Origin of the sequence: Paenibacillus sp. ClWae2A, from assembly GCF_032452295.1 — a bacterium.
Taxonomy (GTDB): domain Bacteria; phylum Bacillota; class Bacilli; order Paenibacillales; family Paenibacillaceae; genus Paenibacillus.
Map to the genome: position 1 here is coordinate 60,059 of NZ_JAULSQ010000007.1, position 14,885 is coordinate 74,943.

Below are 14,885 nucleotides of genomic sequence, written 5' to 3' on the forward strand. Positions count from 1 at the left end.
ACCATGCTGTTTGTTGACAATCAGGGCATTACAGATCCTTCTGTAAACCTTGCCATTGAGGAGTACATTCTGAAGCATCTACCGATGGAGGATGACAGCTATCTGCTGTTCTACATCAACCGTCCGTCGATTATCATCGGTAAACATCAAAATACGATTGAGGAAATTAATATCGAGTACGTTCAGGATAACGGTGTGCAGGTGGTTCGTCGCCTTTCGGGAGGCGGAGCGGTATATCACGATCTGGGCAATCTGAATTTCAGTTTTATTACAGCGGATGACGGTCAATCCTTCCATAATTTCCGCAAGTTTACCCAGCCTGTGGTTGAAGCTTTGCACGAGCTTGGTGTAAATGCCGAGTTGACCGGGCGTAATGATCTGCAAGTCGGCGAAAAGAAAATTTCGGGCAACGCCCAGTTTTCCACACGTGGGCGCATGTTCAGTCATGGCACATTGATGTTTGATCTGAATTTGGAGCATGTTCAGGCTTCCCTGAACGTCAATCCCGAGAAGTTCAAATCCAAGAGCACCAAGTCCGTGCGCAGCCGGGTCGCCAACATACGAGATCTGATTGACACCAACCTGACGATTGAGCAGTTTCGCGATGAGCTGTTACGTCACATTTTCCGGATGGAGCCTAAGGACGTTCCACAGTACACGCTCACTGACAAAGACTGGGACAAAATCAAAGAAATCTCCGCTGAGCGTTATAACAACTGGGACTGGAACTATGGCTTGTCTCCGGAAAGCAATGTGAAGCACACTCGCAAATTCCCTGTTGGCATCATCGATCTGCGCATGAACATCAAGGATGGACGCATCGAAGATATCAAAATCTTTGGCGACTTCTTCGGTGTAGGTGATGTGGCGGATATCGAAAATATGCTGCGCGGCAAGCGTTATGAGGAATCCGAGGTACGTACAGCTCTGGAAGGTCTGGATGTAAAACACTATTTCGGCAACCTTGAGCTGGAAGACTTTATCGGCCTTGTTTTTCTAGAAGAATAAAATTTAGATGTAAGTATAGTTTTAGAACGAAGTCTAAGATTACACGTTAACGGAGAAGACAGAATTTATCGGGAGAAGCGAAGCGTTCGCTTAAAGCTTTTTGAAAAAAAGCTACATCGGAAGCATACGCTTATCAACGGATTTCCCCTTGGGGAATGGAATCAAAAATCCGGGGATAACAGCGATCGAAAGATGAATCTGTATTCGGAGTGGCCTCGTGTAAAACTTATTTTTCGTTCGTTAATATAGATACAGATAAAAAAGGAGAGAAATACAGATGACCTACAAATTAATCGCAATCGACATTGATGACACACTGATCAACGACAACAAGGAAGTAACCCCTGCTACACAGACTGCACTGGAACAAGCGGTTGCCCATGGGGTAACTGTAACGCTGGCGACTGGACGTGCTTATGCTTCCGCACAAGCGCTTGCTCGTCAAACCGGACTTAACGTGCCCATCATTACGTATCAGGGCGCATTGGTGAAAAACCTGCTGGACGAAAAAGTACTTTATGAGCGTTACGTCCCACAGGAAGCTTCCCGTAAACTGTATGATTACTGCCTTGAAAACAATCTCCACCTTCAAACATACATTGACGACAAGTTGTATGCCCGTGAGGAAAACGACAAGTTGCGTGATTATGCCAAATTAAACGGTACCCAATATTATATCGAATCTGATTTCATCAAAGTCATCGAACAAAAAACTCCGAAGTTGCTTATTATCGATGAGCCAGACTACTTGGATAAGGTTGCCGTTGACCTGCGTGAATTGCTCGGACCTCAAGTCCATATCACGAAGTCCAAACCTTACTTCCTGGAGATCATGCACAATGAAGGAACTAAAGGCCACGCCCTGACCTTCCTGGCTGACCATTTCGGTCACCAGCTCAGCGAGTGTATTGCCATCGGCGACTCCTGGAACGACCATGAGATGCTCGAAGTTGCTGGTCTTGGTGTAGCGATGGGGAATGCTATCCCTGCGCTGAAAGAGCTGGCGGACTACATTACGGCAAGTAATAACGAAGACGGCGTAAAAGAGGTTATCGAGAAGTTTGTGCTGAACGCAGAGTAAATAAGGTCAACAAACAGCCCGGTCGGCGAATTTCGCTGTACAGGGCTGTTTTTTTGATTTTAAAGACATTTTCATTTTTCTGTATGAATGATTATAGTAGGTATATTTCTCTGTTATTTTTTATGTTTTGAAAGTAATAATGCCGTGATTAAGGATAATTGTAGTGAAATCGTAATCGCCATAGATAAGATGACACGATTTGTATCTGGGACATCGACAAAAAACAAAACAATAAAAAATACAATGATTGAGATTATAATGCTAGCTATGAAATTTAAAATTATGCGTTTCATGTTTTGCCTACTTTCACGCACCACGATTCATTGTTTTACTTGCTCATGGCATGCTGAAAAGACTCCAGCAGTTTCTTGATTTGCCCATCAAATTCCAGTTGAAATGACGGAATGATCTCATCTATTCTTTGCTGGAATAGCTCCGGATCTTGGACACCAAGCTCTGCTCTTAACTCCATTTCTTCTTCGGAACCATTGTCGTTCAGGATCATGTTCAGGATTTCACCTTTAAAGTATTCACTTGGAGGAAGGATTAGAGCATTCATTAGGAACTGGGTAAAAAAGAGATGTTTATTATTTTCCTGACTCGCCTTTTTCATTGCCTGCTTAGTAAACAAGTTTATATACTTCTGAGCAAACGCAACCCCTTTCATTCGGGAAGGCCCAACATGTTCTACCCCTTTCCAACGCAGATCGGCCACAGAACTAAGCCACCAGGCCGGTTCAATCGCCTGCTGCATACGAAGCAACACTTGGCGCTCAAACTGCGGCTCAGGATGCATTCGCTGCTCATCCAAACATTTTCCTATGGTCTCGGCTTCAATTGCAGCGACCGTCATGCCTTGGCCATGGATCGGATCGAAGCTGCAAAATGCATCGCCAAGGACGAGTAATCCGGAGGGCCAATTCTCCATCAGTTCAAAATGTTGACGGACCGACTCGGAAATACGGTATCCCCGCGGCCCTTGAAAAGGCTCCAGCTGGTCTGCCAACGCTACGATTTCATCCGAAGCATACAGATGTTTGATTTGCTCTTGGAACTCATCCGGATGGGTTGAAGGATATTCATCTCCTCCTGCGTTGAACAGTAATAGTCCAGCGATATCATTTTCAATGCGCCACAACATGCCTGCACGAATTCCTTGCACAGGATCGGACTCTGTTATCACCGTTCCCCAGTCATTTTGAATAGAGGACGGTATCTTATAATAGCGGGTGCTGTAACCAAGAGACACCTTCAGCACTTCCGGCTCAGGCACGGACAACCCGATCTTATCGAGCCATCTGATCAATTTGGAAGAACGTCCCGCAGCATCAATAACCATATCTGCCGCAAGCATTTCTTCCCGGTTATCCCGGCCTCTTTCTTTGGTATACACACCTGTAATGGAACGCTGATCTTCTGATGCCATTAACCCGGTAACTTCCGTACTCGTTAAGAAACTTATATGATCTATGTTCTGGACTCGCTGACGCAGTACCCATTCCAGCAGGGCTCTGCTGCTCGATGCAATTTTAAATGAGGAATCAGCATTCGCCTTATTGACTAATGTACCGTAGCGATTGGCAATCATAAACTTCTCTTCATGTGAAGGAATGGCACCAAGCGCGACCAATTCGTCATTGTATCCGGGAAAGTACTGTTCCAGAATGAGTCCGCCGCGCGGTAATACACGATGTGGATGAAAGGATTGAGGCACACCCTGCCGATTCGCCGGCTCAGAAGGCAATTCATCTCGCTCAATGATACATACCTCATCATAATAATCAGATAACATCCGTGCAGTGATTAATCCTGCAATACCTGCCCCAATTACCACAGCTTTTTTCATGTCGGGCATCGCCGCTTCATCCTCTCTAATCCATCATATTTTATCTACACTTGTAGCACTATCAAAAAATTACTTATAATACCAATATACACTTGGAATCTCATATCAAGTAAGGATCAATATCAGGATACTATATAGCTAAACTACAATAAGGAAATGATGTAGATGAAAATGGTTGGTAAAAAGGTGGATTTGAGAGTTACCCGAACTCATAAATTGTTAACGATGGCGCTTCTCGATCTGTTGTGTGAGAAAGGTCAGCTATTCAGCAACATCACAATTAATGAATTATGTGACAAAGCTATGGTTCACCGAACAACGTTTTACAAACATTTCAAGGATAAATTTGCTCTACTGTCCTCCACCCTAACTTGGGTCCTGCGGGATTATTTACAAATGAATGTAGAAGAGCGGCTACAGCAGCCTTTGCAAAGCGTATCTAAAATTCTGTTTGGAAATGTACTGGAGACCATCGTGCAGAACCAACAGAAGGATGAGGGGTTTAACAACTTTTTCATACATTATATCGGAGAGATATTCAGACGAGATTTTCTGGAATTGAAGAGAAGAGGTAAACAATTTTCACTTCCCATAGAACTGGTAGCCGAGTTTCACTCGGGGGTGATTCGTTTACTTGTGACGTGGTGGATACAACATTTCGAAGAAAATGTTACGGCAGAACAGATGGATGAATATTACTACCTACTGGTTAACGAGAACATCATGTTGGAATAACAAACAGCTCAACCTAAAATCAAGGGCTGATTTATAGCTTGAGCTGCATACCTTCAAACTTTACCTATTTTAAAACCGATTCGGAAGCCTGCACTGTCACCCTCGCACGCTTTCCTTTCTTCAACCAGTTGCTCACCTTCTCATTCATCGCCAGCAGACCTGAAACGACCAGCACCACACCGATCCATGTAACCCAGCTGACATGCTCACCATAGACAACAGCACCAAGACCTACAGCAATGGGTGGTGAAATGTATAACCAGGTTGCCGGGAATAACGGATTAGTACGCGACATAATCCAATAGAACAGACTATGCCCCACCATGGAGCCAATGACAGTCAGATAGATCACCGACGAGACGGCAGGCACCCAGTCCAGAGCAGACACATTCCACGATTCCGTTCCGGCCGAGAGCAGGGATAACAGCAATCCCCCATACATCATCTGCACCGCATTGATCGCTACAGGACTAGCCTCCTTGAACTGATGAATGACCTTTTTGGAGTACAACGTCCCTGCCGAATAACAGACTTCCCCCACCAGTACCGCAATACAGCCCCACATGAACAGGGAACCCGCACCAAGCGATACACCTGGCAGTACAACCAGAACCACACCGGTGAACCCGATCAGGCAGCCTGTAATCATACGGGCAGATGTTTTTTGCCGTAACAGCGCCGTCTGCATCAACATAATCATCAGCGGCCCTGTCGCTGACAAAATGGCACCCACACCCGAGCTCACATGTTGTTCAGCCCAATATAATGTGGCAAAGGTGCCGAAGGTCAGACCCGCTCCCGTCAACAGCATCTCCTTGCGGAACAAGAGCGACAAGCTCACTTTGCCCTTCATCCACATCCATGTAAACATCAGCGCTCCCGCGATTACAAATCGCAATCCGGCTGACAGAAAAGGCGGCATGCCTGCTTCAACTCCAATTTTAATAGCCAGAAATGTTGTACCGAAAATAAGACACATAACCGTAAATGCAATCCCCACCATGATAACCACTCCTTTATCTGTTCTCCATCATATCTCATGGTCTACAGAACAGAATGAACAAAACAGAACAGTTTTCTCCCATTAGCTGTTACAATAGAGTTCAAAAGGAGTGTGAGCCGGGTGGGCAGAACTATGATGATGACAGATAACAGCCTGAAATTATATGAGCAAGTCATCCATTATCTCATTGTACGTATAGAAGCAGGAGAGTGGGCAGAACATGAAAAACTGCCATCTGTACGAAGCCTGTCCGAGCTACTCGGCGTACATCGTCTGACCGTTTTCAAAGCCTATCAGGAGTTAAAAGAACGTGGGAATGTTTATGTGAAGGACAAGTCCGGCTATTATGTCAGTCCGGCTACCCCTTTCTCTGTAACAGATCAGGCGGATGATCCCGCTGTGTCTGCTTGGCTGCATTGGGATTCACTAGCGCGGGTACAATCTCTAGAAGCAGAATACCAGTTTTCCAAATCGTTAATCGATCCCTCTCTGTTGCCTAACCGTTATTGGGGTGAACTAATGCGTGATCTGCTAGATCAATATCCCCGTTTGCTCGGAACGTATTCCACAATTCAGGGTGATCTGGAATTGCGAAGTGCGCTGGCAAGCCATCTGACGAAAAAAGAACGCTTCTATCTCTCAGCAGACGAAGTGCTCATTACTTCGGGGGCCCAGCAAGCGATTGACGTCATCTCGCGGACGCTGGTCAAACCCGGGGATCGGGTGTTGATGGAACGGCCTACGTATGGACCAGCAATGGAGATTTTCCGTAAACAAGGTGCTCGTCTGATCTTTACGGATATTCACTCGGACGGGTATGATCTGGAGCAGATTGAACATCTGATGAAGAGTGAGAAGCCACGCCTCTTTTATATGACACCGACCTTTCAGAACCCAACCGGCATTAATGTTCCAGTAGAACAGCGCAAACAGTTACCTGAACTTGCAGAACAGTATGGTTGTTTTCTGCTCGAAGACGATAGCACCTATGATATTTATTTTAAGGAGAAACCTCCTGCACCCATTTTCACCTACGACACCACTGGACACACCCTGTACATCCGTAGTTACAGCAAGTATGTTGCACCAGGGCTACGGATTGCAGCCATCATATGCCGTCAACGATTCATGCCAGGACTACAGGCTGTAAAATCACTGACAGATAACGGATCACCCCTTCTGAACCAGAAGCTTTTTCTCCGTTATTTTCAGTCAGAACGCATGCATCAGCATCTATCCAAGCTGAGGACCGCCATTCAGCTACGGATGGAAGTAATGGAACAGTGTCTGCTGGAAACGGACTGGACGTGGACCCGGCCGGAGGGCGGACTCAACTTTTGGGTGGAGATTCCGAAGGACGTGGATACCGGAAGACTGCTTCACCGATGTATGGAACAATCCGTTGCCTTTGTACCCGGAACCGTATTTGATTCTTCAGATAATTCAGCCAGTCGCAAGCTGCGCCTGTCCTTCTCTTATGCACATGAGCAGCAGATTCGGGAAGGCATGAGCAGGCTTATTACGCTGGCCAAAGAAATGTAAGGTATGGATTTCCCAGAACAGAAGCCACTCCGAAAACTTTCAAGTGTAATTCGCCACTCGTCTCGCCATATCAAAAAAAGTCGCCTAATGGCGACTTTACTTTTTATATTCTCTACCTGCACCCCGCTCTGTGCTTAAAGGTCTTTTCTTGCAAACAAGCGAATGGTAATGAGATAGGACACCAAAAACAAAACTATAATGCCTACGGAAACCAATGCCATTGTCGTTGAGGTAATCATACCGTTCTCGTTGGTCATACTTATAAGGTAAGCAACGGGTTGCGCCAATATAATCATGCAGAGCATAAATATCGCATTGATGATACCAGCACCTTTTTTGCTGAGTCCGTAGAAAAGAGGCATGTATATGGAAACTAACGCAAGCACCATGCCTACGGAAATGAATATATCCCTAAGTGAATAATTCGGCTTGTTCAGTTCAGGATAATTCAGGTTCACAAGCTGGTGGATTCCGTACGATGCAAGCACCCCGAATAACGTATAGACTATGGCTGAGAGGTACTTGGCTTTCACAATCTGTTTGCGGCTAACGGGGAGTGTGACCAGAAAATTATGATTATGGTTCTTGATATCAATCATGGTCGCCAGCATGACCGAACCAAAGGCTGTATAGATGCCTACAAAATACATTGACATTTCACTCTTTGGTATAAAAGCGAGACTGAATACTACCAGGTATAACCCAATCGTCCACAGTGAACTTTTCAGTACAATGAAATCTTTACGAAGCAAGTTAAGCATATTTGCGTCCTCCCTTCGCCGTAAAATAAATGAGGTCTTCCAACGTAGGTCTTTGTAAAAGAGCAAGCCTGCCAAATAACTGTTCGGCCTCTGCCTTACGATCCGACAATGCTTCAAAGCCAACGGCTGTCTCGCGTATTCCGATGAAATGTTTCCGAATGTCGGAATCAAGCAGATCCATATCCCCTTTTACAATCGTATACCTTTCCAGCACATCATCTTTGGCTTCATTAAACACCAGTTTTCCTTGATGAATAAACGTAATGTAGTCTGCAATACGTTCCAGATCGGTCGTAATATGCGTCGAGAAAATAATGGACCTTGTTTCGTCCTGTATCATATCCGCAAGCAGATCGAGCAGTTCCCTCCTAAATACAGGATCAAGCCCAGATGTTGGTTCATCCATAATCAGCAGATCCGCTTCATGCGACAAGGCTACGGCGAGAGAAAATTTTATCTTCATGCCTTTGGACAGATCCTGGATCTTCTTTTTGGGAGATAGTTCGAACTGATCCAAGTAAGCATTGAACGCTTTATTGTCCCACTTGGTGTAAAAAGGAGCAATCATTCGTGTCATCTCTCGGATCGTCAGATGCTCATAATAAAAGCATTCATCGGACACAATGCCAAGGCGTTGCTTGATGTCAACTTCCTGATTGGGCATCTGGCTGCCCAATGTCTTGAGGCTCCCCTTATCAGGATGGATCAGACCCGTGATCATTTTGATCAAAATACTCTTTCCCGCCCCATTCGGACCAATAAGTCCCGTGATATATCCTTTTTTCACATCAAGAGATACATTATCTACTTTAAATAAGGGATACGTTTTGGTTACATTACGTAATTCGATAGCGTTCATTATGCTTATTCCTCCTCAACCAAGAATGTAAGATGATGGATTACATCCTGTGAACTCATGCCCAGTTCTCTGCTCTCACGAATCACTTCAAGCATCTTCTCTTCCAATTGTTTCATCCGCCGCTCTCGAATAAAGTCTTGATTGGCCCCGGATACAAAGCTCCCTTTGCCTACAACTGAATCGATCAGTTTCTCCTTCTCCAGCTCTTCATAGACACGTTTAGTTGTAATAACACTGACTTGCAGATCCTTGGCGAGTTGCCGAATGGAGGGAAGACTATCTCCAGCAACCAATTCTCCGCTCAAGATGCTCTGTCTGATCTGAGTTAAAATCTGCATATAAATCGGATCACTCGATGCGTTCGATATTAAAATGTTAATCTTTCCTCACCTCATTGATGTTAAATAGTTTTTAGTAGGTATAGTGTATATATATAATATATACACTATACCTACTAATGGTCAATCTTTATTTTAGATTGTTTTCATTCTGATTCATTTCATAGACGTGGACTGGCTAATCTGGACGACAAAAAAGAGGACGTCAGTTTCCTGTTCGTCCTCTTGGTTAATCAAGCCCGGAAGGTCACATGACCTTCCGGGCTACTGTTATGAGCTGGATATGACCTTATCCACCAATCCATATTCGACTGCTTCAGCAGCGGTCAGGAAATAGTCTCGATCCGAGTCCTTCTCAATCCGCTCAATCGACTGTCCTGTATGGTCGGCTAACAGCTTGTTAAGGCGCTGACGATGCTGAATGATGCGGTTAGCATGAATCAGCATATCCGACGCCTGCCCCCGCGTACCGCCATGTGGCTGATGGATCATGATCTCACTGTTCGGCAGCGCCATACGCTTGCCTTTTGTTCCACCCACCAGCAATATCGTGCCAAAGCTCGCCGCCATACCTGTACAGATCGTGGAGATATCCGGCTTCACGAATTGCATCGTGTCATAGATCGAAAATCCCGCAGTCACCGACCCACCAGGGCTGTTGATGTACATCTGGATGTCTTTCTCCGGGTCCTCTGCAGTCAAAAACAATAACTGGGCCACAATGGCATTTGCCATCTGATCCTCAATCTCTCCGGACACCATAATGATCCGGTCTTTGAGCAAACGGGAATAAATATCATAACTCCGCTCTCCACGGGCTGTTTGTTCCACTACATACGGCACTACATTCATGTGTGTCGCCTCCTCGGTTTAGGCAACCATGTTGACCGTGTACCCTCCTCCATATGACATCGAGTTCATACCAGAAGTAGAGTACCCGTACATCATTGGCTGCATGGATGGAGACGGCAAAGTCTGCTGCAAAATCGTCCCCGCCACAGCCATCGGATCATCGGTCCGGTTCAGGCACAGATCAATAATTCGGGCTGTATCCCCATTACGAAATGCCAGCAGATAGCTGCGCAGTTCCTCCCGATTGTCCTCCACTGCGCCTTTCTCATACTGCAATTCTGTGTCCGATTGTTCCAACCTGTGCCTCACTTCAGCTATGGCAGAGCGTGCACGACTTAACGCTGCTTTCACAGCGCCTTCTGTCGTATCCAACAATTCCGCAGTCTCTGCCGCCTTATAACCCATTAATTCACGTAATACATATATCACTCTCTGCCACGGTGGTAGCTTATCTACAAGAAGTTGAACGGCAGACTCCAATTCCTCGAATCGCCTTTCTTCCTCTATTTCGTGCAGGAGCGGCTTCAAGCTATCCAGTTTATATGCTAATCTCTCCCGCTGACGTAAGATATCAATCCAGCTGTTGCGTGCAATACGGATCAGATAAGCTTCCCAGTTTATATTTTTATTCATCCCGGAAGATCCAACCACACTCGACGACAATACTTTGAGACAGGTCTCCTGAACCAGATCTTCCGTCTCTGGAACTGATTTCGTCAGAGATAAACAATACGCATACAACGAACCCATCAGATCGGGTAATACGGCATGAATGCTTCGGTTCAATTGGTTTGTTCCAGCGTTACCACCGGATTCAATATTGGATTTATCTTGTTTACCATCATCATGTGGTCTGTTGATTCTGCAATCCACGGACTTCACAAAGGCCATCTTGGGGGCCCCCCTTTGCTGGTTCCTGATTGATTTTGACTTACACTATGTAAACGAAGAACCCCTTGTAAAGGATACGCTCTTCTGAATTTATTTTTATTACGCTAGTTAAATTGGGTTACGCATTCGTTTCCAGCTTTAATGTTCCAAGCGGCAACTTCATCCCGGTAAGGGCAATCGTAATACCTTGATCCAGATTATAATTCTGCCGTACATCAACGTCATGAGACATATGTGTAAAATAGGTATGACCTGGCTTCAGTTCCCGCAGCAGCTCCTGCGCCTCACGCATATCGTACACGGAACGTGTTGAGAATTCCGCAAGTTCATGCACAAAGCTTGTTCCAAGCACCAGCAGATCCAGTCCGTGCAACGGCTCTTTTTCGGATGTCTTCAGGTCAATGGCATCTGAACAGTACGCCCAGCTATACCCGCCTTGATCCAGCCGATATGCGTACGAATATCCGTTATGTCCATGGCACACTTTCCAGGAATGCACCTTCCAGCCGCCGAGTTCGATACCTTCATCCGTTTCGAGAAAGTCCATATGACGCCCCAACCAGGGAAACTGTCCCTGAATGGTGGCAATCACTTCACGCGGTGCATATAAACGTCCTTTCACGCCCAGCCAGCGACACGCATCCGCCCATTCGGGCAATCCGCCAATATGGTCAAAATGGGCATGAGTGATGAGCAGCGTATGCACCATACGCAATCCCTGATCCTCCATCTGTGATCTCCAGTCTGGTCCGCAGTCAATCATGAACTGTTCACTCGTACCATCCCCATCACCACCGTCAATCAGAACAGAAGAGCGTTTCCGTTTATTCTCTCCCGTAAGCCTCGCCTCTGTACATACGTCGCAATCACAATACACACGTGGAACGCCCATCGCATCGCCAGTGCCCAGAAATGTTAGCTGATTCAATCCGCATTCCCCCTGAATTAATGATATGTAGATTGTAATCGTCCACCTCTGTTTTTGCAAAAAAAAGACCATCCCGCTGCAGTTCTCCACTGCAATTGGGATAGTCTGTGGTCTGACCGTTCACCGTCAGAATTCAATTCCATGCTTCGTTCCATTCGGGAGCTTATGGTTCGTCAGCATGTGATGCAACCTTATAAGCGGGTCGCCCGCATGAAGAGCAGGCCTTACCTTTTTCACAGGCCATGACCTACTGATTCGAGTCACATTAACCCAACGCTAGAATTAAACCAGTGCCCGTAGCTTCAAGGTCAGTTCCTGACCCGCAGGTACATCCTTTGATTCTGTAATGACCCAGTTCGATGCAAGCCGTTTCGCCAGCACCTCTGCCTGCTCTGGTTTCAACTGCAATCCAGTGACGATCCCTTCACCCACCGTGAAGTCTTTCTCCGGCTGCACCTTAAAGGCCTTTTCCAACCAGATTCCGAGTCCACCACGCGTGTTAAAGGTAATCCGGTACCCATCTTTCACTGCTGCCTCCAGATTTTCACCATGCTCGTCCGCATACGAGAAAAATTCATTATATCGGTATTCCTCTTCAGACACGGCGTCAAAAGCGGAAACGTCTTTCGCTTGAATAGCTTTCAAAAGTTCTTCCTCAGGCATCCCCTTACCGCGGGCCTGCTCCAGTCGAATCGCTGTACTTTGGGATAATTTGATCTCTGAACTCATTCAACTCACACCTTCCTGCAGATACTATGTAACAATCATGATTCAGTATACCTCTATTATAACCTTTTGGCAGTAAAAAACCTCCATCTCTACTTCCATTGAAATGAAGGTTTAGTATCCACATGTACGGTTACCTATTCGATTACATCAGCAATACTCATAATCCAGCGAGCACCTGATACCACACGCCGCGTTTGGAGTACAACGTACTGCGTACCTCGTCCCATCCACCCAGATAGTTGATATCAAATAATCCTTCAGGCGTTGGGAATGTCGACTCCGTCTGTGCAAATACATCCGGATCTACTGAACGAAAACCATGCTTCGCAAAAATGCGCTGTGCTTCTGGTGTACGCAGATAGGCGACAAAAGCTTCTGCCAGTTCACGGTTCCCATGTTTATCGGCATATTTATTCACCACAACTGCCGGGTTCTCAATTAGGATCGTATTTTTCGGAATGACGATGTCATAATCTACACCTTTGGCGATCCGGGCAAGCAATTCATTTTCATACGTGACGATTACATCACCGACACCATATTCGAAGGCCGCCATCGAAGAACGCCCACTCTTGTCCAATGATTCAACGTTACGATGTACCTGTTCAAGAAAAGCCTTGGCTGCGGCAGGATCTTTCTTCCCCTCTTGCTCCTCCGACAGTTTCAATCCGGCACCGTAGATGGCATTAATATCCCATTGTGCGCCCCCGGATGTCTTTGGATTAGGGTAGAGTACCTTCACTCCCGGCTTGGTTAAATCCTGAAAATCATGAATGCCGAGCGGGTTGCCTGCTCTTGTGCCCAGAACAACAATCGAACGGGTGATCATGCCCTCATTAGGGGTCTGTTTCCAATCGGAGCTAACCAGATCGGCTTTGACCAGCTTGTCGATATCACTCTCCATCGCGAGCAAGGCTACATCAGCCTCGAATCCCCCAACGATGGCTCTTGCCTGTGTACCCGAAGCTTCGTAGGACTCCTGGAAGTTAATCGTCTGTCCGGTCTTTACCTTCCACTCCTCCTGGAACTTGGGCAGCAATTCGCCTACAGCATCTTTAGCTACACTATAAGCACCAATCACCAGCGTATTGGATGAATCGTTACCAGCGGGCTCATTCTGTTCGCTTGACTCCTCCTGCTTGCTGCATCCAGCGGTCATGCAGACGAGCAGAAGCATGAGGGCAACATATAAAAGTATGACTTTCTTCTTCCTCGTCTGCATGGGCAGCCCCCTTCTTCCACTTGATTTAAATCATCACTGGCATCGGATCTTCCTTCAGTCGGTTCTCAACCACCCAACTGTTGGAGTCATTGAACAGGTATGCACGGTGCACAAGGACTCGAATTTGTTGACCAATCTCCAATGTCGTTTTCTCCAGGGAACGATAGGTGATTAACTTGTGCCCCTGTACGTCCACCTCTACCATCCATTCACTGCCGCGGAAATGAAGATGTTTGACTGTACCTTTTTCCGTTGCAGACAGCATGGTGAACTCGTTTTTCAAGCCGATCTCAATATACTCCGGTCGAATAAGCGCTTTGGTATGTTCACCCTCGACGGCATGTTCGAATCCTTTCAGCTGGGAAGCATCCTCCACAACCGTAGACTCCCCGATAAATGTAGCGACAAATGGTGTCTGCGGGTTTTTGTAGATATCCCAAGGTGTGCCCTTCTGTTCCAGACGCCCCTGACTGATAATCATAATTTCGTCCGCCACTTCAATCGCTTCATCCTGGTCATGCGTTACAAAGATCGAAGTAATCCCTACCCGTTCAATCAACTCACGTAACCATGAACGCAGTTCCTGACGGATCTTCGCATCAATGGCCGCGAACGGTTCGTCCAGCAATAACAGCTGTGGCTCCGGGGCGAGTGCTCTGGCAAAAGCAACACGCTGACGCTGCCCACCAGATAACTGATGCGGATAGCGCTGTTCAAAACCTTTTAACCCGGTCAGTTCAACAAGTTCCATCACCCGATCACGGATCTGGGCTTTTGGTGTCTTCTTGACCTTGAGTCCAAAGGCGATATTCTCAAATACCGTCATATGTTTGAACAAGGCATAGTTCTGGAATACAAATCCGATGCCCCGCTCCTGTGGAGGCAGATGGTTCACGACTTTTCCGTGAAAGCGAATCTCACCGGAACCCGGATTCTCCAGACCCGCTAGCATCCGCAGAATGGACGTTTTCCCGCCTCCGCTGGGTCCAAGCAGACCGATCAGATGGCCTTTGGCAATATCGAATGAGACATCTTTTACCGCATGAAAATCACCGAAATGTTTGTTCAGATCACGGACTTCTACATGCAT

The 14,885-nt window shown here is 46.3% G+C and carries 15 protein-coding genes; 4 read left to right on the top strand and 11 right to left on the bottom strand.

The window, feature by feature from the left end:
- Positions 1-3: 3 nt before the first annotated feature.
- Complete coding sequence (gene lplA / locus QVE09_RS20025) at positions 4-1,008, top strand: lipoate--protein ligase (RefSeq protein WP_133386795.1); 1,005 nt, start codon at positions 4-6, stop codon at positions 1,006-1,008.
- A 277-nt stretch (positions 1,009-1,285) separates the two neighbouring features.
- Positions 1,286-2,089, top strand: coding sequence for a Cof-type HAD-IIB family hydrolase (locus QVE09_RS20030; RefSeq protein ID WP_062833159.1), 804 nt, complete (start codon positions 1,286-1,288; stop codon positions 2,087-2,089).
- A 328-nt stretch (positions 2,090-2,417) separates the two neighbouring features.
- Here the strand turns inward: QVE09_RS20030 and QVE09_RS20035 are convergent, their stop codons facing one another.
- Positions 2,418-3,944: an NAD(P)/FAD-dependent oxidoreductase gene (locus tag QVE09_RS20035; protein ID WP_315938210.1), complete on the bottom strand. Its 1,527-nt coding sequence runs from the start codon at positions 3,942-3,944 to the stop codon at positions 2,418-2,420.
- A gap of 156 nt (positions 3,945-4,100) precedes the next feature.
- Here QVE09_RS20035 and QVE09_RS20040 point away from each other — a divergent pair, with 156 nt between their 5' ends.
- Positions 4,101-4,670: a TetR/AcrR family transcriptional regulator gene (locus QVE09_RS20040; protein ID WP_315938211.1), complete on the top strand. Its 570-nt coding sequence runs from the start codon at positions 4,101-4,103 to the stop codon at positions 4,668-4,670.
- Between the two features lie 64 nt (positions 4,671-4,734).
- On the opposite strand, the gene QVE09_RS20045 is transcribed toward QVE09_RS20040, so the two are convergent.
- A complete protein-coding gene (locus QVE09_RS20045) occupies positions 4,735-5,673 on the bottom strand; it encodes a DMT family transporter (protein WP_315938212.1) in 939 nt (312 codons plus the stop codon).
- A gap of 120 nt (positions 5,674-5,793) precedes the next feature.
- Here QVE09_RS20045 and QVE09_RS20050 point away from each other — a divergent pair, with 120 nt between their 5' ends.
- On the top strand, positions 5,794-7,215 hold the full coding sequence (locus QVE09_RS20050) for an aminotransferase-like domain-containing protein (RefSeq protein WP_315938213.1): 1,422 nt from the start codon (positions 5,794-5,796) through the stop codon (positions 7,213-7,215).
- 134 nt (positions 7,216-7,349) lie between these two features.
- Here the strand turns inward: QVE09_RS20050 and QVE09_RS20055 are convergent, their stop codons facing one another.
- From QVE09_RS20055 to QVE09_RS20095, 9 genes are all read right to left on the bottom strand, one after another.
- The gene (locus QVE09_RS20055) at positions 7,350-7,976 is read right to left on the bottom strand and encodes an ABC-2 transporter permease (protein WP_315938214.1); all 627 of its coding nucleotides are present in this window, start codon (positions 7,974-7,976) and stop codon (positions 7,350-7,352) included.
- Complete coding sequence (locus QVE09_RS20060) at positions 7,969-8,835, bottom strand: ABC transporter ATP-binding protein (RefSeq protein WP_315938215.1); 867 nt, start codon at positions 8,833-8,835, stop codon at positions 7,969-7,971. The genes QVE09_RS20055 and QVE09_RS20060 overlap by 8 nt, the downstream gene beginning before the upstream one ends.
- A 5-nt stretch (positions 8,836-8,840) precedes the next feature.
- Entirely contained in the window at positions 8,841-9,215 is a 375-nt protein-coding gene (locus tag QVE09_RS20065) for a GntR family transcriptional regulator (protein WP_315938389.1), read from the bottom strand.
- A gap of 228 nt (positions 9,216-9,443) precedes the next feature.
- Positions 9,444-10,025, bottom strand: a complete 582-nt coding sequence (clpP, locus tag QVE09_RS20070) for an ATP-dependent Clp endopeptidase proteolytic subunit ClpP (RefSeq protein WP_017689971.1) — start codon at positions 10,023-10,025, stop codon at positions 9,444-9,446.
- Positions 10,026-10,043: 18 nt separating this feature from the next.
- The gene (locus QVE09_RS20075) at positions 10,044-10,916 is read right to left on the bottom strand and encodes an RNA polymerase sigma factor (RefSeq protein WP_315938216.1); all 873 of its coding nucleotides are present in this window, start codon (positions 10,914-10,916) and stop codon (positions 10,044-10,046) included.
- 118 nt (positions 10,917-11,034) lie between these two features.
- The gene (locus QVE09_RS20080) at positions 11,035-11,844 is read right to left on the bottom strand and encodes an MBL fold metallo-hydrolase (RefSeq protein ID WP_315938217.1); all 810 of its coding nucleotides are present in this window, start codon (positions 11,842-11,844) and stop codon (positions 11,035-11,037) included.
- A 282-nt stretch (positions 11,845-12,126) separates the two neighbouring features.
- Positions 12,127-12,573: a hypothetical protein gene (locus QVE09_RS20085; protein WP_315938218.1), complete on the bottom strand. Its 447-nt coding sequence runs from the start codon at positions 12,571-12,573 to the stop codon at positions 12,127-12,129.
- 157 nt (positions 12,574-12,730) lie between these two features.
- Entirely contained in the window at positions 12,731-13,795 is a 1,065-nt protein-coding gene (locus QVE09_RS20090) for a sulfate ABC transporter substrate-binding protein (protein ID WP_315938219.1), read from the bottom strand.
- Between the two features lie 25 nt (positions 13,796-13,820).
- Positions 13,821-14,885: a sulfate/molybdate ABC transporter ATP-binding protein gene (locus QVE09_RS20095; protein WP_036610770.1), complete on the bottom strand. Its 1,065-nt coding sequence runs from the start codon at positions 14,883-14,885 to the stop codon at positions 13,821-13,823.